Origin of the sequence: Halobacillus aidingensis, assembly GCF_900104185.1 — a bacterium.
Classification (GTDB): domain Bacteria; phylum Bacillota; class Bacilli; order Bacillales; family Halobacillaceae; genus Halobacillus; species Halobacillus aidingensis.
This window is the reverse complement of sequence record NZ_FNIZ01000005.1, coordinates 13,713-34,197: the sequence shown is the minus strand read 5'-3', so window position 1 is coordinate 34,197 and position 20,485 is coordinate 13,713. Positions and strand designations below refer to the sequence as shown.

Below are 20,485 nucleotides of genomic sequence, written 5' to 3'. Positions count from 1 at the left end.
TGAACGTAGAATTTTCTAATAACTATAAGGGTTGAATCGATGAAATTTCAAAATTTGATGAATCCTGACACATTAAAAAGAATGAAGGTGTCATTTGCAGACAAGGTTTCCGTTAGTCTTTTTGTCGCAAGGACCTCTCTCCTTCCCTTTAATCACTAATAAAACATAAAAAAATCATCATCCGCTGGGATGATGATTTTTCAAAGATTTCTATTTTGGTAAAGTGACGGTAACCGTTGTACCGGCCCCTTTTTGACTTTCGTATGATATTTCTCCATTCAGGTCTGAGACGATTTTCTTTGTGACCATCACTCCTAGACCGGTTCCTTTTTCTTTGGTTGTAAAGAAAGGTTCACCAATTTTGGCAAGCTCTTGTGGTGTTAATCCAGGTCCATTGTCTCTAACGGAAAGCGTTAGGTTAGAGCTGGACATTTGTATGCTTACACGAACCTCTCCTCCTAGATCCACAGCGTCGATGGCATTTTTGACAAGGTTGATAAGAATTTGATTCAACCGCTTCGGTTCTGTTTCGAATTTGTCTTGTATAGGATCACAATCAAAGAGAAGGTAAATTTGCTTTTCGTTCGCTTCTGGTTCCAACAGCCGCAACACATAGGAAACCAGTTGTTCAGGATCTACCTGTTCAAGCTGAATAGAGGATTTCGGCTTGGACAACATCATGAAGTCCTGGACGATGGCTTCGATGCGATTGACTTCGTCGAGAATAATTTCCTGATAGTTATCCCTCAACTCAGGATTAGCTGCCCCAATCTGGAGAAATCCTTTAATCGCGGTCAAAGGGTTTTTAATTTCATGGGCAATACCGGCCGACATTTGCGTGATCGTGGACAGCTGCTGGGATTTCTCTTTAAGTTCTAACATCTCTTTGTATTCCGTAACATCCTCATGAATACCAAGAACATAAGAATTCCCATAATACTCAACAGGAAAACCTTTCGTACGAATCCATTTCGATTCTTCTTTAGGACCTGAAAGACGATATTCTACTTCACTTTCTTTCTTTGCCATTTCATCTAGAGCAGTTCTTAATGAAGCGCGGTCTGATTCATGAACTTTTTCCATCAACGAATTTGGATCCAGGAAAGCTTCCCGTCGGGAGATTCCGAACATTTCCTGAAAAGCAGGACTGACATAGTGCAGTTCTTTAAAGTCCGGCTGGCTAATCCAGAAGACATCTTTAATATTATTTGCAAGTAATGCAAACCTTTCTTCTGACGCCCTCAATGCTTTTAATTGATTCTTGTATTCTGTTATGTCCTGAAGGAAGACAGTGATCCCCATTTCGGTAGGATGAACTGTAACCTGGACATCTGTATTAGTTTTCTTAAGATATCCTTCAAATTCCACCGTCTCTTGTGTCTCCATAGACCTTAAATACTGTTGAAAGAAATGATAATGTTCACGAATCGGAAAGATATCCCACAACTTCTTAAAATAGTTTTGTAAGAAAGGAACCTCTGTCATCTCTTCCATTTTTGGATTGGCATACGTGACTTCCCAGTTGTGATTGATCAATGCCAGTCCGTGTGGGAATTTATCGACAAGGTGCATCATTCGATTTTTCATAGGGGAAGACTCGGTTCCAAACATGTGTATCATATTACGATGGTGTTGATAACCGACAGATTGGTTCAATGACAAAGGGGCTTCTTTATGCTTATTCGAAGAGAGAGTCATGGGAACAGGACCATCGTTCAGGCCCTTTATACTTTTCAAGGAAAAAGCAATCTGACCATTCGTCAGATGAACCATTTTGCATTGATATTTATACTTGTTGATATCTGTCAACTGGACAGACGATTCCCTATTACCATCTGTCAGGAGATTATGCAAAACCTGTTGAAGGCGTTGCTGTCCTGTGTGACCAAAACTACGGATCCATTGAGAGAACGACATGTCCGACTCTTGCAGTTGAAGTGTTCCTTGCATCTGCTGATTAAGCGTAACCGTTTGTAGACGCAAATCCAGTAAACATGCAGGTGTACCATTCAAACTTAGAACATCCAAAATTTCGCCGCTATGCACTTGGTCAGAATACCTCTCTCTAATTACCAATATTAAGACCTCTTTCCTTTTAGCCGTTCAATATTTTCCAGTACGGTTATCATTATAACGCAAGCCTGAACAATTTTGAATATTTTCAAAACAATTCACCCATTATTTTTCTATTTACTACAAATTATGAGACAGAAGACAAGTTTATGACTATTTTCTTGTTTGTTTTCACCCTTCAATACTTCTCCAGAGCGTTAAGGAAGCATAACTCAAATAAGGCTCCCATTCTTTACTCCACTGCTCCATTTGCTCGTATGTCGGCTTAGTTTCCAAGTCAAAATAAAACTTCAAAGCATTTTGAATACCAATATCGGCTTTTGGAAAAAGGTTCGGTCGACCAACACCGAACATCATCCAGTTTTCTGCTGTCCAAGGCCCGATCCCTCTAACCTTAACCAGTTGCTTCATAATCTCCTCATCTGATTCATTCGCCAATGCTTCCAAATGCAGCTTCCCATCCACAATCAAACGCGATGTATCAATAACATATTCTGCTTTACGCTGACTGAATTGCAATTCTCTCAACGTTTCATAAGGGGTATCGGCTACAGTTTCAGGATCTGGGTAAAACCATACCCCGTCTTTTTTTGTCCCAAGCGTTTCCACGAAACGAGTACTCAACGTATAAGCGAATTTCATATTCAACTGCTGGTGGATGATGACTTTCATCAAACAATCATAGAGATGAAAATCTTTCACAATCGGTGTACCTGGATGTGCTTGAAACATTGTTTTTAAATTTGTATCTAAGAAGTGGTGATGCACTTTTTCTATATCTATATTCCATTGAAATAAATCAGATATGTGGGAGAGCAACGCTTCTTTATCTTCCTCACTGTCACTCGACACTTCAAAAGAAGGATCAGCGGTTGTGCCGAGTCCCTGGACACGGACAATGTGATGATTTCCTCCTAGCTTCACTGGAACATCCACCCAACGCTCTTCTCGGTTTAGCCGGGTTAGAGGATCAAAAGCCCATCGAAGCAATGTGTAATCAAAATCATAAAAAGTGTTTGCTTTAAACTTTTCTTTCCACAAACTGTTTTTCCTCCCTTTTGTCGGACGATTTGTTTATTATTTGTTAAGAATGGGAACTATGCCCTAATATCCTCTTTTACTCATTTCCATCTTCATTCCTTTTCAAACATTGTTCTACATCCACATACATATGTCCACCCTCAATGTTTCCTTTAACTTTTCAGCGTTCATTCAATTTCATATATGCTCCCAATTGTGGAAAACTCAGTTTCGAGACTTTGGTGAGTGGATGGGGGCTGCGGGGGATAGCTCGCTTTCCGCGGAGCGCGGTGAGCCTCCTCGGACTGTGTCCTGTGGGGTCTCACCATGCACTTTTTTCCCGCAGGAGTCTCGCCATCCCCTCCGCCCCTTTGCCATATAAGTATCTCGAAACTACTCCCAAAATAAGCAGCTTTCGAGCGTAATAGAAGTTGGTGAATTCACTCTTAAAACAAGAGCACTTATATTCTGAAGCTTGCTATACAGTCCCTTTTTAACTAGAAAGCTGTTGATTTGGAAGATGCTCCTACTGTGTTTATGGGTTCGTTTCTCACCTACAGAATGGGGTGGTTGGAAAGTTGCGAGACTCCCGTGGGAGAAGGAGACAGGCGAGATCCCGCAGGGCGGTAGCCCGAGGAAGCACGGCGCTCCCCCACAGGAAAGCGAGTTGCTTCCCCGCCACCCCTGACGCTCAACATGGCAACGAATCCCGAAAACATCTTGAAACTGAGTCTTCAACAATCCTGCCATATTCTTCAACAACTTATTATCTACATCAAATTTAATTCTTAATGAATATGAAAAACCACTGCACGGAATGTGCAGTGGTTTGGACTCAGAGTCCCCAAACAGGCGCTGGAACCATCTGTTTGATCATAAGATCATTCAAACTTCCAAAACTGTACCCTCTTTTTCTAAGCTCATCAATAAGTTGAGACAAGGCTTCTGCATTATCTTGAGAGACGGTGTGTAGGAGGATGACGGCACCTGGGTGAATTTGATCGATGACGCTTCTATACGCATATTCCCAGCCCCGTTGTTTGTCTGTCTCCCAGTCCACAAAAGCAAGCGACCAAAACGCATGAGTGTACCCAAATTCTTTTGCCCATTCTAGAGTTTTCTCATTAAAGGTTCCGCGTGGTGGACGGACGAAAGTCATCACTTCCTGATCCGTCAACTCTTTTACAGCCTGGTCTACTCTTTCTAACTCCTGCTTCATTTTCTCTTTCGATACTTTTGTAAAATCAGGATGGCTCCAGGAATGATTCCCAATTAAGTGCCCTTCTTTCGCCATCCGCTTTAATAGTTCTGGTGCACTTTCAATATAATGACCGGTAACAAAAAAAGTGGCCGGTACACCTTTTTCCTTCAATACGTCGAGCACTTGCCCTGTGTACCCTTGCTCATAGCCATTATCAAAAGTCAAATAAACAACCGGGTCACCGGAAGGATCCGCATAAAAACCATCATACTTCTCAATCATAGGACCGTATCGACCCACATCAGGGACGGAACCATCTTTCTTCTTACTGAAACCCCAGCCTTCAGCCAATGTCTGGTTGGGCAAAATCAAAAGGAATAACACCAGTAAAACGGCGAATGTTTTTTTCCACATACGTACCACTCACTTTTTTCTTAGTATGTGTGGACACACACTGAATATAAAAAAAGGCAGGTGGGAATATTACCCACATGCCTTTTATAAAAATAGGGACGCCGCCCATCCGAAGATGAACAGTGGAATATTGAAGTGTAAGAATGTCGGAACACAAGTATCCCAAATGTGATTGTGTTTTCCATCTGCATTCAGACCGGAAGTCGGTCCAAGTGTACTATCAGATGCAGGAGAACCAGCATCACCTAAAGCTCCAGCGGTTCCTATTAAAGCAGCAGTTGCCATTGGTGAAAACCCTGCTGACAAACAAATTGGCACGAAAAGTGCAGCTAAAATCGGAATGGTCGCAAAAGAAGATCCTATTCCCATAGTGACGATTAAACCGACAAGTAACAATAAGAATGCGATAAATGCCTGATTGTCACCAAGATATTCGGAACTGACTTCGACAAGAGCTGATACAGACTCAGTTTCTGTCAAAACGTTTGCATAACCTGCAGCCACTAACATGACAAAGGCGATGAAGCCCATCATTCCGATTCCTTCATTCACTACTTTGTCTCCTTTGTGATAAGGGACTACACGGAAGATAAACATAAGGATAATTCCTGCAAGAGCAGCTAGAATAAGGTTCTGCCATACCGCTTGAATCACTAAGGTGACAACGATCGCGACGATGGTCCAAATATGCTGAAGGTTGAATTTAGCCGTTTCCACTTTCTTGACTTCAAACCCTTGTCCTTCTGTAGCCACATCTGGCAAATCACGTTTTTTCCGATACGTAACAAAAATAGCAATGAATAGACCGACAATCATACCTGAACCAGGAATAATCAAAGATTGGGCGATTGAACCAATGCCAAGATCGATTCCACTGCTGCTCATAGAAGATTGAATCGTTTCATGGAAGATGTATCCAAAACCAACCGGCAACATGACATAGGGTGCTTTCAAACCGAAGGTCAACGCTGCCGCTACTGCCCGGCGGTCCAATTTCATTTCATCAAACAACTTCAGTAATGGTGGAATTAAGATAGGAATAAAAGCAATGTGTACAGGGATAACATTTTGGGACAAGCTCGCAACAAATGCGATGACAAGTACCATCATCGTTCGTTTATCCTTCAAAACTCTAAGCAGATATCCAATCAGCAATGAGGTGATCCCTGAATAACTGATGGCTACCGCAAATGCTCCTAACAATATATAACTAAGCGCCACGCTCGCCTGTTCGCCCATACCGCCGACAAGCAGTTCTAATGAACTCACTAAGGTCTCACCGTTCATGAGTCCTGCAGTCAGTCCTGCGGCAAGAATGGCGATAATGACATTCACACGTAACAAACTTAAGATTGTCATTACGAGGACAGAGACAACAACTGCCCATGCCATAAAACATTCTCCTCTCATTCTTTTCATGCATTAACGATTTATCATGATAAAGCACGAACGTAAAAAAATCAACCCTCAAAAAAATTGAGAGTCAATTCTGACGATAACCGTTTATTCCATGTTCTTTTCAAGATCTTCCAACATGGAAATAAGACGATCGATATCTTCAACAGAAGTTTCTTCCGGGTCTAACTTTTCAATACGTCCCATAAAATCCGCCAGGCGCACTTTCAGATCCTCAATCCGTTCTTGTTGTGACATTCCTCTGCACCTCTTTTCTGCAAACTTTCACGTTTTGGCCACGTCCATCATAGTACATGTCACTGGGCCTGTCCACAAAGAAGAAATCCATCCACCACTAATGCTATAATGCTTGATAGAACATATAGGAGGACGAATCCATGTCATTAGCCGAGTTCAATGCTTACCTGGAAGAACACGCCGTTATCAGGTTGTTATTAATTGCAGCTATTCTTTTTGTAGTTGTTCTCATTCTCCGTAAAGTCATTCACACGTTTTTCAAGAAAACGGACTTCATTGAAGAAAGAAAAGAAAACACTCTAGAATCCATGCTCAATTCCATCATCAGTTATGTGGCACTCATTGGGTTCATTCTTATCGTTCTTGATGAATTCACTTCGATTGAAAAATTACTTGCCGGAGCCGGAGTCATCGGTATTATTGTAGGTTTTGGTGCACAGAGTCTGATCAAAGACTTCTTTGCCGGCCTGTTCCTTTTATATGAAAAGCAGCTCCATAAAGGTGACTTCATCTCCGTCAACAACACCTTCCACGGGACGGTTGAGGACATTGGCCTCCGGTTCTTAAAGGTACGCCAATGGAGTGGAAAGTTACTCACCATAAGCAATGGTCAGATCAACACGATTGAAAACTATAACTTTGAATATATGCGCGTGATTGAGAAGGTAACGACAAGTTTTCATCAAGATCCGAAACAAGCGTATCAAGTCTTAGAAAAAGCTTGTGAGCGTCTCAATGAGGAATTGCATGAGTACTTGAAGAAAGATTTGACGAATAAGCCTTATGAGCCTTTCCAAGTGTATGGCATGTCGTCTTTGAACCATGAGCACCGCGGATATGAATACACAGTTGTTGGTATGGTCAATGACTTAGTCTACTGGACGGCAGCAAAAAAAACGCGCCTCATTCTTGCTGAAGAATTGTTTGAAAACAACATCTTCATGGCAGAACAGCGCGTCGAATTGAATTCATCCGGTCATGAGGACCATCATTTCACTTCAAATGAAAAGCTCACGTGATCTTGGATCGGAATCCATGCTCCGATTCCTTGCCGCGTGACGTTCTTTACGTTCAACGTTTTTTTCGAACCTTTAAGCTGAATGTACACATCACCAAAGGTCACTTCCCCTTTTTCATTGACAGCTGGTGCATAAGCATGCAGAATTCCTACTTTGTTCGTTGGTACACCATAGGTATTGTTTTGCTTTGTGCCTTTACCAATGACAGTGTTGAAGGAAAGTGGAAGTTTCGTATTCTTTTGTGCTTCCAGAAGAATAAGCTTCATCATTTGGTCGCTGTGACTGATTCTTGAAGTTAAACCACCTTTGATCTGCTTTTCTTCTTTCTGGACATAACTTAACTTCTCTGTTTGCTTTCCACCATGGTTGCTGTATTCATTCGTATTGATCTCCTGATATTCCCAATTGATATTTGTTTCTTTGGATTCGTAAGCAAGCGGCCATCTCCCTAAAAAAATCTCGCCTCTGTAACCAATGGCGAACGGGGATGGTTTCAATGACGTTTCATTCAACATCTCAATCAATTGCGGGTTCGTCACGCGAATATCCGTATCTTCCATCAATTCTTTCGTAATTTCTTCTGCTTCCAACAACTCTTGATCATCCGTAGAATTCGGGTACGTATTGTCTTTGGATATGTTCAGTACATGGTTCGGAATAGCACTTTCTTTTTCTGCTTTCTTATTTTCAGCTGATATAGATCCAGCACTGATGAACATGAAGATCCCAATAAATATGATCAGTCCTAACCATTTTCTTTTCACATCATGGGCCACCTTTCTTTTTTTATATTTTGTGAAAAATGGCCCAGACTATACACAGGGAATCACGAAAGCATCTTGTTCATGACGTGGTTCGCCTTCCCATCAAAAAACTGAATGAATGGTCCGATCAAGACAATAATAATGACGGTACCGATTCCAATCGGCCCTCCTAGTGCTAGAGCAAGCACAAGAGCAAAGACTTCCGTCAACGTTTTTGCCGTTCGTAAACTGAAACCGAATCTCTTCTGTAGAGCAACCATGAACCCATCGATGGGGTTCAGAGAAAATTTCGGTTGTAAGTATAAAGAAACTCCAAAGGCAATAATGGCAATCCCACCCACCAGCACCGTCAATTGAATCCAAAATGATGCGAGCCCGAAAGTATCAAAAACCGATAACATCCAGAAATCAATGAATTGTCCAATGACAAAGATCGTGATAACAGCCAATAAATCCGGTTTTTCTTTCGCAATGATAGCGTTTGTAAAAATCAGCATAGCACCGATAATAATGACCCAGCTCCCCACAGTAAAACCGATGGTCTCAGACAGGCCGACATTCACAGCATCCCACGCACCAGCACCAAGATCTGATTTGATCGTTAGTGTAATCCCAAGGGAAATGATGATTAACCCTATCAGATAAAAGAAAGCTTTAATAAAAATATTCCTCATTCCATCTCTCTCCTCATTCTTTATATAACGCCAGACATAATTTTTGGCATATCAACATTTATTCAACTATATGACAGTATTCTTGAAGACTCAGTTTCAAGATGTTTTGCGGGGTTCGTTGCCTATATGGGCGTCAGGGGTGGTTGGGAAGCAACTCGTCTAGCTCCATCGCCCAGACACTCGCGTCATAAGCAGGGCGATTCCGCATTTGAACACTTTCCTGTGGGGGAGCGCCGAGCTTCCTCGGACTACGTCCTGCGGGATCTCGCCTATCTCCTTCTCCCACGGGAGTCTCGCAGCTTCCCCCCCCCCCATTCGATGAGTGTGAAAAACAAACCCACATACACATTAAGAGCATCTTCCAAAATAACTGCGTTCTAGTAAAAAAAGGCTCTATAGCAATCTTCAGAATATAAGTGCTCCTGTTTTAAGAGTGTACTCACCATCTTCCATTACGCTCGCAAGCTCCTTATTTTGAGAGCAGTTTCGAGACACTTATATGATGAAGGGGCGGGGGGAAACGGTGAGACTCCTATGGGACGTGTGGGACAGGTGAGACCCCGGAAGGCGTAGCCTGAGGAGGCTCACCGCCCGCCCCATGGAAAGCGAACTGTTTCCCGGAGCCCCCAAATTCCAACAAACATCTCGAAACTTAGTCTTCAAGAATAAGAAGCTTATGCGCAATAGGATAAAGCACAAAAAAAGAGCGCTTATCCAAATTCAGGATAAGGCTCTTTCATTTTACTTGCTTAGTTGAATGCACTCAAGCGTTTCTTCTACTTCTATACTATTTTGAACCGATTGAACCATGGAACAATTTTTCTGTGAAATATCCAGATTCTTCAACAACTTATCCTGATTTAAATGATACCCTTTAATAACATAATGAAGATAAATTTTTTCGATACGATTGGCTTCATCAGGATTTCTCTCGACCTCGGCCGTCACTTTAATATCCTCATAGTCCGTCCGTTGCTTATCCAGGATCTTTCTAAAAACTCCGATGCTGCAACCTGCAATGGAAGCAACCATAAGCTGATAAGGGCGGAAACCAAACGTCTCATCACCAGAAATATTCATTTGGCCGTACTCAAATGACGTGCGTACACCGTTTTCTTTTAAATAAAAGTCCATGATTCATTCACTCCTTTGACAATATGCTGCGCCTTTAGTTTTATAATAACCGTTTTCAGTAAGGAAATAACCTTCTTATGAGAAAGAAAAACTTGTCCCCTCCTATCGATTTCTTATACGATAAGGAAGTATGAAAAAGGGGGCAGTCAGTTTATGGTATCCAAACAAACACGATTCTGGATTTTAATAGGTCTCGTGACCATTTCAGGATTTTCCCAGGGGATGCTCCTTCCATTGATCGCTGTCATCCTTGAACAGAACGGCATTTCTTCTTCTATCAATGGATTGCATGCAACTGGGCTTTATATAGGAATTTTACTTTCCTCTCCATTCATGGAAAGACCGCTTCAACGAGTCGGTTATAAACCAATGATTATGGCTGGAGGGGCCCTGGTTATAGTGTCTCTTGCCTTATTTCCCTTCTGGCAGGCGCTATGGTTCTGGTTCATTTTAAGAGTCACCATTGGGATTGGTGACCAAATTCTTCACTTTGGAACTCAAACGTGGATCACAGCCACAGCTGAAAAACACAACCGTGGTCGAAGCATCGCTTATTACGGCTTGTTTTTTAGTGTAGGCTTTACACTTGGACCGTTGATGACCAACTTGTTATCTTTCGGTATCTATGTCCCATTCATCATTTCCTCATTCTTAAGTTTAATGGTCTGGTTATTCATGATCTGGGTGAGAAATGAAACACCTGAAAAAGACCATACCACAGCCTATGGAACAAGTTCAATCAAAAGGTTTGCCAAAGCCATTCGTATGGCCTGGGTTGCTTTTTTGCCACCACTTGCCTATGGATTTCTAGAAGCGACCCTTCATGGAATCTTCCCTGTATACGGGATGAGGATTGGACATGATGTTAACTTATTATCCTTGATTATTCCGAGTTTTGCTGCTGCAAGTTTATTTTCTCAAATTCCTTTAGGTGCTTTAAGTGATCGGATTGGAAGAAAAAAAGTCATCTTGACCGTGGTAGCCGGGGGAATCATTGCCTTCCTTGCCGCTGCTCTGTTTGAAAACTCCGTGGTCGCTCTTTTCGCCACTTTCGCACTGGGCGGTTTATTCGTCGGTTCTTTGTTCTCTTTAGGCATTTCATTTATGACAGACTTGCTGCCAAAGGACCTTCTTCCTGCGGGTAACATTTTATGCGGAATGGCATTTAGTGTCGGAAGTATTCTAGGACCTTTCTTGTCCGGATTTTTCTTGGACCTTTGGCCGAACCTATCGTTTTTCTACGTCATTGTTACGCTGTTAATCATTGTTTTTGCAGCTACCGTTTCCAAAAAAGATCCAAGTGCTTCAGAACCACAGCACGCTTGATACAATTCTTGATTCCTAAAAACTAAAACTTCCACTAAAAGAATATGTATGAAAAAAAGCTGCGGCCATCATGTCCGCAGCTTTTGTTTATTCTGATAATGCTTGAGTCAGTACATCTAGATTTTGTTCCATCAAAGTAAAGTAATTTTCATCGCTATCCACATTATCTTCCGTTAAAACAGACAGGTTGTGGAAACGAAGCGCTTCTGCCCCGATTTCTTTTTGGATCACTTCTGAAACTTTCGGAGTGATGTTCTGCTCGAAGACTACATACTCGAGGTCATTTGACTCGGCGACTTGAACGATATTTTCAAGATCTTTCTGAGAAGGCTCATTTGTCGGACTTAGTCCTGACACAGCAATCTGCTCAATCCCATAAGCCTCTTCCCAGTAACCATAAGCAGCGTGAGAAACGATGACTTTGCTTTTAGTTTTTGATTCTACACGATTATGAAACTCCTGATCTAAATCCATCAATTTCGCTTGTAATTCTTTATGGTTTTCTTCATAAAGCTCTTTCTGTTCTGGATTCATTTTAATCAACTGACTTTTGATTCCTTCTGCCATTTGTGCCGCTCGAACGGGATCCAACCAAACGTGAGGATCCATTTCTCCATGGTCGTGGCCTTCATGATTATCTTCTGCATTGGCAAGTTCATCTGTTTTGTGGGCGTCTTCTTCATTTGCTTGCTCATCTTCTCCGTGGCTGTCCTCTTCATGGGCATGATCCTCTCCCTCCTGAGCATCTTCTCCATGGTTATGAACATGTTCTTTTAGGTCGATATCCCCTGCTGCTTCGAGGATCTCCACACCCTCTGGCTGAATAGATTCAGAAATTTTCTTTGCATAACCTTCTAAACCGGCACCATTGTAAATGAAAAGATCCGCTTCCGCCATTTTCACCATTTCCTTGGTCGTTGGCTCATATGTGTGTGCGTCTGAACCGGGAGGCAGAATGGATTGTACATTTACCGTCTCTCCACCTATTTGTTCAGTAAAAAATTGTAAAGGATAAACCGTTGTATAAACATTTAGCTCCCCATTCTCGTCATTTGCTGTTTCCTTATTCTGCTCGGTTGATGTCTCTTCATTCCCACAAGCAGTAACCACTAGAATGGTAAGTATAAAAGATAATAAGATTGCTAGTTTTTTCATTCGTCGACCTCCTCGTCTTCCAAAAAGATTATATCGTAACCGTTACACTTTGTAAACAGTAACCATTACTTTTTGCCGCACACAAAAAAGATACCCGCGTTAAAAACGCAGGTTCCTTCTCCATCCAGTGCATAGATCAGTGACACTGTGGACATTTACCATAAATTTCGAACTTGTGGTTTTCGACATCATATCCATTGAGGTTCTCATTGATACTATCCATTGGGCAGAACTCGATCGACTTCGTTTTTCCGCATGTAGTGCAAATGAAGTGATGGTGATGGCCATGCGTATCACATCCTAAACGAAAATGCTTTTCGCCTCCAAGCTCTGTAGCTTCTAAAATATCCACGTCTGTCAGCATATAGAGATTTCGATAAATCGTATCGTAACTGACACCCGGGAAATCATTTTGAATCTCTTTTAAAATTTCTTTTGCAGCAATATATTGATCTTGTTTTACAAAAATTTCTAATATGCGTTCACGCTGCTTTGTCCTCTTATATCCCTTCTCCTTCAACTTCTGCAAAGCTGTCTCTACATTCATTATGCTTCACCCTTTATCCATTGTTGAGCTCGTACTCGTTTGTAAAGAATCGACATAATCAAAATTAAAATAGCTGTCACTACAATCGTTCCTCCTGGAGGTACACTGAGATGATAGGACGAAATGAGACCTACCAGAACAGAGGTTTCTCCAAATGCGATCGATAAACCAATCGTTTGCTTGAAGCTTTTTGCAATACGGATCGCTGAGGCCACTGGTAAGGTCATTAAGGCGGAAACAAGTAAAATCCCAACCACCTGCATAGAGGATGCAATCACTAGTGCGACCATGACGATAAACAACAAATGAATCCATCTTCCATTCACACCAGACACAGACGCATGCTCCTCATCAAAGGATAGGACGAAAAGTTCCTTATAAAACAGAATAACGATAAGAATGACAATGGAAGTAATCACCAGTACTGTCCACATACTATCACGGCTGACGGCTGTTACACTTCCGAATAAATAACTAAATAAATCCGTATTAAAACCATCTGCAAGAGAAATGAGAATAACACCAACGCCGATTCCTCCAGAAAGAATAATAGGAATGGCAAGTTCCTCATAGTGTTTATACACTTTTCGAAGCCGCTCAATCAATATCGCTCCGAACACGGAAAAGACCATCCCCATATAAATCGGGTTCCAGTCATTGACGGCGGTCACTCTTTTTTCAAGCAGCAGGCTTGCGGCAATCCCTGTTAACGTGATGTGGGATAAGGCGTCCGCAATCAACGAAAGGCGTCTAACCACAATGAACACTCCTAATAATGGAGCAACAATCCCAATTAAGATCCCTGTTATAGCGGCGTTTTGTAAAAATTCATATTGCAGAAAACTATCAATCATTGTGGTTCACCTCATGATGCTCGTGATTATGGGTCAGCTGCTGGACGGAATGACCATAAAGCTGATTGAGATCCTCTTCACTAAACTCCTTATACTCCTCTGAAGCTCCGTGGAAGTGGACCGTTTTATTCATACAAATGACGTGTGTCGCATGGTCTGTGATCGTCCCAATATCGTGGGTGACCATCAAAAGGGTAATCCCCTGCTCTTGATTCAGTTTACCGAGCAAATCATAAAATTCCGTTACGTGCTTGGCATCTACTCCGACCGTCGGTTCATCTAGGATTAATAACGATGGATCACTTACTAAGGCCCTTGCAATAAACACACGCTGCTGCTGTCCTCCAGATAACTCTCCGATATTGGAGTAGGCGTATTCCTCCATCTCTACAACTCTCAAAGCTTCTAAGGCTTTTTCTTTATGTTTTTTATTGAAAAATTTAAATGCTCCAATTCGGGAGACAAGTCCTGTCTTCACGACTTCAATCACCGTCGCCGGAAAACCAGAATTGAAACTGTTGGCTTTCTGTGAGACAAATCCAATCTCCTGCCAATCCTGATATTGTTTTAAGGTTTGACCGAATAAGTGAATGGAACCCTGATCCGGTTTAACAAGCCCCAGCATCAGTTTAATCAATGTGGATTTCCCTGACCCATTCGGACCGACAAGACCGAGGAACTGGCCAGATTGGATGTCCAGGTTTACGTCTTTGACGACCCATTCTCTATCATATTTAAAAGATACATTTTCTAACTTTACGATTGTTCGATTTTCCATGGTCAATCCCTTTCGAAATAATAATCATTACGAATTAAATTATAATGGATACGTACGTCAAAGTAAAAACGTCTGTTTTCTAGCATTCCCTTTTCAGGATATAAGTTAATTGATAATCATTACGATTTAAACACACAAGGTCCATCATAAAGGATGAACTCTTTCGAATCAAGGCTATTTTTCAATCCTTTTAGTTCTGTACCCGGTACGAACTTTCAACTATGTGTACCTGGTACATTCATCGATCATCTTGGTACCAGGTATGAGCTTACTTACATTTCGCACCCGGTACATGTTCACGTTGGAGTGATGCGAAATATTAGTAAAATAGAAAAAAGCCAGAGCTGACTATACGGCTCTGGCTTCATCGTTTATAGATATCGGTTGTGACGCTTCTCCAAGTAATCTTGAAGCGCAGAAAAAATCATGGTAAGCGGCCAATACACGAGGGCTGCTGTAATATACATCGTCATCGAATCGACCGTTCGTCCTGCTGCAATTTGTGCTTTGTTCAAAATCTCAGGTACTGAGATCATGGCAGCAAGTGATGTAGCTTTCAGTAAATCAAGAAAGACATTCCCAAGCGGCGGGATGGCGATTCGAGTTGCCTGTGGCATGATGATTCTTCTTATCGCCTGCCAATACGTAAATCCCAGCGCGCGGGATGATTCCCATTGACCATTCGGAACACTGTTCAGAGAAGCTCGATTGATTTCTGCAATATAGGCTGCACTGTTTGTTCCGAACCCGATAATCGCAGCTACGGTTGCCGGCATTTTTATTCCTACAACAGGAAGACCGAAATACAAAACGAATAAATACACAAGGATCGGCGTACCCCGCATAAATGAAATATAAAACCGAGCCGGCCATCTAAGCCAGACACGATCCGATCCTCTCGCAAGTGCTAAAAAGAAGCCTAGAACGAGTCCTACCAACATGCCACTTAAAGCGACCAGCAAAGTCAAAGGCACACCTTCAAGAATAAAAGGAAGGTTCGCCCAGGCACGCTCCGCGTTAAATAACTTTTCGATTTGAATTTCGTTTATTTCAATACCTAACATAAGGATCTCCTTACAGTTCTAGACCTTCGATTTCACGGATGTCCGCTTCTGGTTTTTTAGAAGCATCCTTGCCACCGAAGAACTCTTCAGAAAGCTTCGTAAGGGTTCCATCTTCTCGCATCTCTTGGAGAACAGCGTCGATTTCCTCTTTCATTTTGGATGCATCATTCGGCATAACAATGGCTGAGTTCGTCGGATGGAACTTCAAGTCTGGATGTAGTTGAACTTCAATATTAGGCAGTGCTTTTAATGCAAGGGACTGCAAGTAGTAATCATTGATAATGAAATCTGTTCTCCCGCCTTCAACATCGCGTAAATAAACATCATTGGTTACATTACCATAAGTTTTCGTCTCTGCCCCAAAGTGTTCAGCAATTTGGGAGAAGACGGTAGTCGCTCCACCGCCATGTGTTTTTCCTTCGAGGTCTTCCAATTTCTCAATTCCGGATAAGTCAGACTCACGGACAATCATTGTGGAATAAGAATATTTATATGGTTCACTAAACGTAAACTGTTCTTGACGAGCTTTCGTCACTTCCATGTCGTTAATCACTGCATCAATACGGCCACTGTTGATGGCAGAAAGCAGTCCGTCCACTCCATATTCTTCAAATTTTAATTCAAGACCAAGACGGTCCGCTATTTCTCTCATAATTTCTACGTCATATCCAGTCATCTCATCAGAGTCTTCTGGATAATAAGAAGCTGGGAAAAGCGTCCCGGAAGTTCCGACGACAATCTCCCCTTTTTCTTGGATTTCACTCCATTTGCTATCGGAAGCCTCTTCGCTTCCATTGCTATCTGAACTGCTTTCTCCTTCATCACTTGAACCACAAGCAGCGAGGAATCCGGCAAGCATAAGCATAAGTATGAATAAAAGACCTTTGCGCATTCGTTATTTCCACCTTCCATATGTTTATTGCACCTGTCTAATATAGCAACTTGACACCTGTAATATCAACTGCCTTGATTCTTTTTTACCCATTCCATTATTTACACTTGTATTATCACCCTTTCATGATATGATAATAATATGTATTAAATTAAAATTATTATAAATAAACACTCTTGTTCCCCATATTAATTGACTTTGATTCTCAATTAACAAAAGGAGTTGAAAATTGTATGAATCAATCACGAACCTTCCCTTCCTTGAAGTGGTGGAAATTACCATCGTCTTCATCTCTTAAGGAACACGCTGAATTGATCGCAGCCATAAGCAGTGGATTACTTATCTTACTAGCGTGGTATGGTGAACACCATTGGACGCCTTCTTTTTATGTCAGTTTATATGTGACGGCCTTCCTTATTGGTGGATTTGCTAAAGCGAAAGAAGGATTAGAAGAAACGGTAAAAGAAAAATCACTCAATGTAGAATTGCTCATGATCCTAGCCGCTATAGGCTCTGCTTCGATTGGATACTGGACAGAAGGGGCCATCCTCATCTTCATCTTTGCTCTAAGCGGAGCTCTGGAAACGTACACGATGAACAAAAGCCATAAAGAGATCTCTTCATTGATGCATTTGCAGCCGGAAGAAGCCTTCCTCATTACAAATGCCGGGTATGAATGGGTACCTGTAAAAACACTTCAAATCAGCGATCAAATATTAATTAAACCTGGAGAACGTGTCCCTGCAGATGGAACTATTGTGAAGGGGAGCTCCAGTTTAAACGAAAGTGCCATAACAGGAGAATCCCTTCCTGTAAGCAAAGGAGAAACAGGAGAAGTTTTCGCGGGGACGATGAATATTGACGGTAGTCTTGTGGTCTCGGTCACCAAACCATCGAATGAAACGCTTTTTCATAAAATCATTGCCATGGTTCAAAACGCTCAAAGTGAGAAATCCCCCTCACAATTGTTTATTGAGAGGTTCGAAAGTACGTATGTAAAAATCGTATTAGCCGTCGTAGGCCTGATGTTATTCCTCCCTCACTTTCTATTTGGGTGGACGTGGATGGAGACCATTTACCGGGCGATGATTCTACTTGTTGTAGCATCTCCATGTGCTCTTGTCGCTTCCATTATGCCTGCAACGTTATCAGCCATATCTAAAGGCGCACGCCATGGGATCTTGTTTAAGGGTGGCGTCCACCTCGAACACCTTTCTCATCTAAAAGCAATCGCCTTTGATAAAACAGGCACGCTCACGAAAGGAGAGCCGGAGGTCACTGATTTCCTTCCATTAGAAAATGGCAGGGAACGTTCCATTCTTTCTATCGTTTCTTCCATTGAGAATGAATCCAATCACCCTCTCGCCCAAGCGATTGTAAGTTATGCGAAAAAAAATGACTGTGTTTTTTCTTCGATCGAAAACGTAAAAGATCACAGCGGCATGGGGGTAAGTGGGCATTATAAGAACAAGGAGTGGAAAGTCGGAAAAGCCGATTTCGTCGGAAAAGAAGAAGCAACGGCTTATAAAGATAACTACGCAGAAGTCCTGGCATCAGAAGGGAAGACCGTAATTTTCGTTTCAGAAAATGAAAAAATCGTCGCACTCTTCGCCCTGAAAGATACGGTCCGAAAAGAAGCAAAGGCAGCAATTTCAACCTTAAGAGCGCATGGTATTTACACCATTATGTTGACAGGTGACAATGATCGCACAGCAAAAGCCATTGCTGAAGAAGTGGGAATGGATAACTATATCGCTGAGTGTATGCCTGACCAAAAACTCCAGGAAATCAAAACCTTAAAAGACCATTTCTCTCATGTCGCTATGGTCGGGGATGGAATCAATGATGCGCCGGCGCTTGCAGAAGCTGATGTCGGTGTCGCGATGGGCGAAGGTACAGATGTCGCGTTAGAAACTGCCGATGTGGTCTTAATGAAAAATGACCTCCCGAAGATTGGTGAAGCGATTCAAGTTTCCCAGAAAATGAACAAAATCATCAAACAGAACATTATTTTTTCCATTATCGTGATCATGCTTTTGATTGTGAGCAACTTTTTACAAATTCTTGATCTTCCTTTAGGTGTTATCGGACACGAAGGGAGTACGATTCTTGTGATATTGAATGGGCTCAGACTATTGAAATAAAGAAGAAAGGCGGAACCTTACATGGTCCCGCCTTTCTTTATCTGTTCTACCCCCATGTCTCTTTCGTTCTGCGATGATGACTCATAGCATTGATTTCCCCTCCCAGAATAATGACGACTCCTGAAAGGTATAACCAAATCATCAGCACAATCACTGTACCTAAACTCCCATATGTCGCAGAGAAATTCCCAAGACTACTCACATAAAAAGAAAACAACAAGGAAACTAACTGCCAGCCGAATGTGGCAAACACCGCCCCTGGGACGGTATCACGGTATTTTAACCGTTTATTTGGTGCCATAACGTACAAAAAAGATAATACGATGTAAAAGATGATGGATGAAATCACCCACCTCATCCCATTCCATAACGTCAAAAAGTTTTCAGAAAGTCCAAAGACGGAAAACAGTTGGACGCCGATCGTATGACCGAGAACAGGCAGCAGAAAAGCAATTCCGATAACGAAAACCATTGCCACTGTCAGGACAATCGCGATGATGCGTGATACAAGAAATGAACGATTCTCACTGACGTTATGAGCACGGTTGAATGCTCGCATAATAGCATTGACCCCATTAGATGCAGCCCAAAGGGTGCCTAGTAAACCGATGGATAGCAAACTTCCATTTTCACTGCTTAATAAGGACGAAACATTTTCCGTAATCAAATCGAACGTTTCAGGCGGCGCATAGGTACTGACGAAAGCAAGCACTCGTTCTTCGTCAATATGTAAATATCCGAGCAGTGTAAGCAGGAATATCATAAAAGGAAACAAAGATAGTAGAAAAAAATACGACAATTGAGCTGCCATTCCTCCGACATCATCTTCACCGAAGCGAGTAAACAGCTCTTTGCCAAAATTCTTGATGGTCTTCACGATATTCCCTCACCTCTTGTGATCAAGAAGCTTCTTTTGAATCGTCTACAGCTCTCAGCTGCTCTTTCACTTCTTGATTAATTTCCCCTACTTTATTCAGCATACTCTCCGCCTTATCCAATAATTCCAGAAGATCTTCCACTCCTTTATTTACCTGGGAAGAAAATGCCTCATAATTCACTCTGATCCTGTGGATTGCTTCTGAAGGCTGCTTCACATAACTTTGACACTTGGAACCTGTAGCTCGTGATTTCTCTCCTACATACTGTCTCGTTTCTTTATCCATAAGAGCAGTTATTCCTCCAACCAAAGCTCCTATAAGAACACCTTTCCAAAGTTTACTCTGTCCCATAAACATCCTCCTCAAAGATTATGATCGTTTTTTATTTTCTCTAAAAGTTTAAAACATCCCTCATGGACGAGGTCATACACATATTCAAAATTTCCTGTGAAATATGGGTCAGGCACTTCACTTTCCTTCGAATGAGGAACGAAGTCGAGAAGTTTAGCGACCACTACATCATTTTTTTCTCGAATTCCATTCAAGTCCTGGATGTTTTTATTATCCATCGCAATCAAGTAATCAAATTCATCCCAGTCGGATTCCTTCACTTGCCTTGCACTCATCCCCTCATAAGAGATGCTTTTATCATCAAGGATGGCCCGAGTCCCTTCATGAGGTTCAGCACCAATATGCCAATGGCCAATCCCTGCAGAATCGACGGTTATTTTTTCATCCAATCCTTCTTTTTTCACCAGATCTTTAAAGATTGCTTCTGCCATAGGAGAACGGCAAATGTTACCGAGGCAGACAAATAATACACGAATCATAATTATGTTCCTCCAATGTAGTATTTCTCATCTGTTTATTTTCTATGAAAGCGTCGAAAATCCTG

20 protein-coding genes are annotated in these 20,485 nt (G+C 41.8%); 3 read left to right on the top strand and 17 right to left on the bottom strand.

Translation table 11 applies throughout. The features are described from left to right. Positions 1–210 precede the first annotated feature (210 nt). The 5 genes from BLS23_RS06320 to BLS23_RS21700 all read right to left on the bottom strand — a co-directional run bounded on the left by BLS23_RS06320 (position 211) and on the right by BLS23_RS21700 (position 6,361). Positions 211–2,076 (bottom strand): PAS domain-containing sensor histidine kinase, encoded by a 1,866-nt coding sequence (locus BLS23_RS06320; RefSeq protein WP_244157107.1) that lies wholly within the window; start codon positions 2,074–2,076, stop codon positions 211–213. A 168-nt stretch (positions 2,077–2,244) separates the two neighbouring features. Then, positions 2,245–3,114, bottom strand: a complete 870-nt coding sequence (locus BLS23_RS06315) for a DNA-3-methyladenine glycosylase family protein (RefSeq protein ID WP_089651706.1) — start codon at positions 3,112–3,114, stop codon at positions 2,245–2,247. 814 nt (positions 3,115–3,928) lie between these two features. Continuing rightward, the gene (gene pdaA, locus BLS23_RS06310; RefSeq protein ID WP_089651705.1) at positions 3,929–4,708 is read right to left on the bottom strand and encodes a delta-lactam-biosynthetic de-N-acetylase; all 780 of its coding nucleotides are present in this window, start codon (positions 4,706–4,708) and stop codon (positions 3,929–3,931) included. 84 nt (positions 4,709–4,792) lie between these two features. Continuing rightward, complete coding sequence (locus BLS23_RS06305) at positions 4,793–6,100, bottom strand: Na+/H+ antiporter family protein (RefSeq protein WP_089651704.1); 1,308 nt, start codon at positions 6,098–6,100, stop codon at positions 4,793–4,795. A 111-nt stretch (positions 6,101–6,211) separates the two neighbouring features. Beyond that, positions 6,212–6,361, bottom strand: a complete 150-nt coding sequence (locus tag BLS23_RS21700; protein ID WP_167356021.1) for an SE1561 family protein — start codon at positions 6,359–6,361, stop codon at positions 6,212–6,214. Between the two features lie 140 nt (positions 6,362–6,501). Between BLS23_RS21700 and BLS23_RS06300 the strand changes: the two genes are divergently transcribed. After that, on the top strand, positions 6,502–7,380 hold the full coding sequence (locus BLS23_RS06300; protein ID WP_089651703.1) for a mechanosensitive ion channel family protein: 879 nt from the start codon (positions 6,502–6,504) through the stop codon (positions 7,378–7,380). Here the strand turns inward: BLS23_RS06300 and BLS23_RS06295 are convergent. The 3 genes from BLS23_RS06295 to BLS23_RS06285 form a co-directional block, all read right to left on the bottom strand. Continuing rightward, positions 7,350–8,144, bottom strand: a complete 795-nt coding sequence (locus tag BLS23_RS06295) for a YfkD famly protein (protein WP_089651702.1) — start codon at positions 8,142–8,144, stop codon at positions 7,350–7,352. The genes BLS23_RS06300 and BLS23_RS06295 overlap by 31 nt on opposite strands. A gap of 62 nt (positions 8,145–8,206) precedes the next feature. Beyond that, positions 8,207–8,818, bottom strand: coding sequence for a YczE/YyaS/YitT family protein (locus BLS23_RS06290; RefSeq protein WP_089651701.1), 612 nt, complete (start codon positions 8,816–8,818; stop codon positions 8,207–8,209). A 741-nt stretch (positions 8,819–9,559) separates the two neighbouring features. Then, on the bottom strand, positions 9,560–9,952 hold the full coding sequence (locus BLS23_RS06285) for an OsmC family protein (RefSeq protein WP_089651700.1): 393 nt from the start codon (positions 9,950–9,952) through the stop codon (positions 9,560–9,562). A 153-nt stretch (positions 9,953–10,105) separates the two neighbouring features. Between BLS23_RS06285 and BLS23_RS06280 the strand changes: the two genes are divergently transcribed. Next, positions 10,106–11,278: an MFS transporter gene (locus BLS23_RS06280; protein ID WP_089651699.1), complete on the top strand. Its 1,173-nt coding sequence runs from the start codon at positions 10,106–10,108 to the stop codon at positions 11,276–11,278. Positions 11,279–11,365: 87 nt separating this feature from the next. On the opposite strand, the gene BLS23_RS06275 is transcribed toward BLS23_RS06280, so the two are convergent. From BLS23_RS06275 to BLS23_RS06250, 6 genes are all read right to left on the bottom strand, one after another. Then, positions 11,366–12,433 (bottom strand): metal ABC transporter solute-binding protein, Zn/Mn family, encoded by a 1,068-nt coding sequence (locus BLS23_RS06275; RefSeq protein WP_089651698.1) that lies wholly within the window; start codon positions 12,431–12,433, stop codon positions 11,366–11,368. Between the two features lie 136 nt (positions 12,434–12,569). Next, the gene (locus tag BLS23_RS06270; RefSeq protein ID WP_089651697.1) at positions 12,570–12,980 is read right to left on the bottom strand and encodes a Fur family transcriptional regulator; all 411 of its coding nucleotides are present in this window, start codon (positions 12,978–12,980) and stop codon (positions 12,570–12,572) included. Beyond that, complete coding sequence (locus tag BLS23_RS06265) at positions 12,980–13,834, bottom strand: metal ABC transporter permease (protein WP_089651696.1); 855 nt, start codon at positions 13,832–13,834, stop codon at positions 12,980–12,982. Before BLS23_RS06265 ends, BLS23_RS06270 begins: the two co-directional genes overlap by 1 nt. After that, the gene (locus BLS23_RS06260) at positions 13,827–14,612 is read right to left on the bottom strand and encodes a metal ABC transporter ATP-binding protein (protein ID WP_089651695.1); all 786 of its coding nucleotides are present in this window, start codon (positions 14,610–14,612) and stop codon (positions 13,827–13,829) included. The genes BLS23_RS06265 and BLS23_RS06260 overlap by 8 nt, the downstream gene beginning before the upstream one ends. A gap of 371 nt (positions 14,613–14,983) precedes the next feature. Continuing rightward, positions 14,984–15,676: an amino acid ABC transporter permease gene (locus BLS23_RS06255; protein WP_089651694.1), complete on the bottom strand. Its 693-nt coding sequence runs from the start codon at positions 15,674–15,676 to the stop codon at positions 14,984–14,986. Between the two features lie 10 nt (positions 15,677–15,686). Further along, positions 15,687–16,568 (bottom strand): transporter substrate-binding domain-containing protein, encoded by an 882-nt coding sequence (locus BLS23_RS06250; RefSeq protein ID WP_089651693.1) that lies wholly within the window; start codon positions 16,566–16,568, stop codon positions 15,687–15,689. Between the two features lie 233 nt (positions 16,569–16,801). Here BLS23_RS06250 and BLS23_RS06245 point away from each other — a divergent pair, with 233 nt between their 5' ends. Continuing rightward, entirely contained in the window at positions 16,802–18,712 is a 1,911-nt protein-coding gene (locus BLS23_RS06245) for a heavy metal translocating P-type ATPase (protein WP_089651692.1), read from the top strand. A gap of 46 nt (positions 18,713–18,758) precedes the next feature. On the opposite strand, the gene BLS23_RS06240 is transcribed toward BLS23_RS06245, so the two are convergent. Genes BLS23_RS06240 through BLS23_RS06230 form a run of 3 tightly spaced genes read right to left on the bottom strand, consistent with a single transcriptional unit; the run spans position 18,759 to position 20,420 of the window. Then, positions 18,759–19,589, bottom strand: a complete 831-nt coding sequence (locus tag BLS23_RS06240; protein ID WP_089651691.1) for a YihY/virulence factor BrkB family protein — start codon at positions 19,587–19,589, stop codon at positions 18,759–18,761. Between the two features lie 22 nt (positions 19,590–19,611). Further along, complete coding sequence (locus BLS23_RS06235) at positions 19,612–19,941, bottom strand: YtxH domain-containing protein (RefSeq protein ID WP_089651690.1); 330 nt, start codon at positions 19,939–19,941, stop codon at positions 19,612–19,614. Positions 19,942–19,952: 11 nt separating this feature from the next. Beyond that, complete coding sequence (locus BLS23_RS06230) at positions 19,953–20,420, bottom strand: low molecular weight protein-tyrosine-phosphatase (protein WP_089651689.1); 468 nt, start codon at positions 20,418–20,420, stop codon at positions 19,953–19,955. Positions 20,421–20,485: the final 65 nt, after the last annotated feature.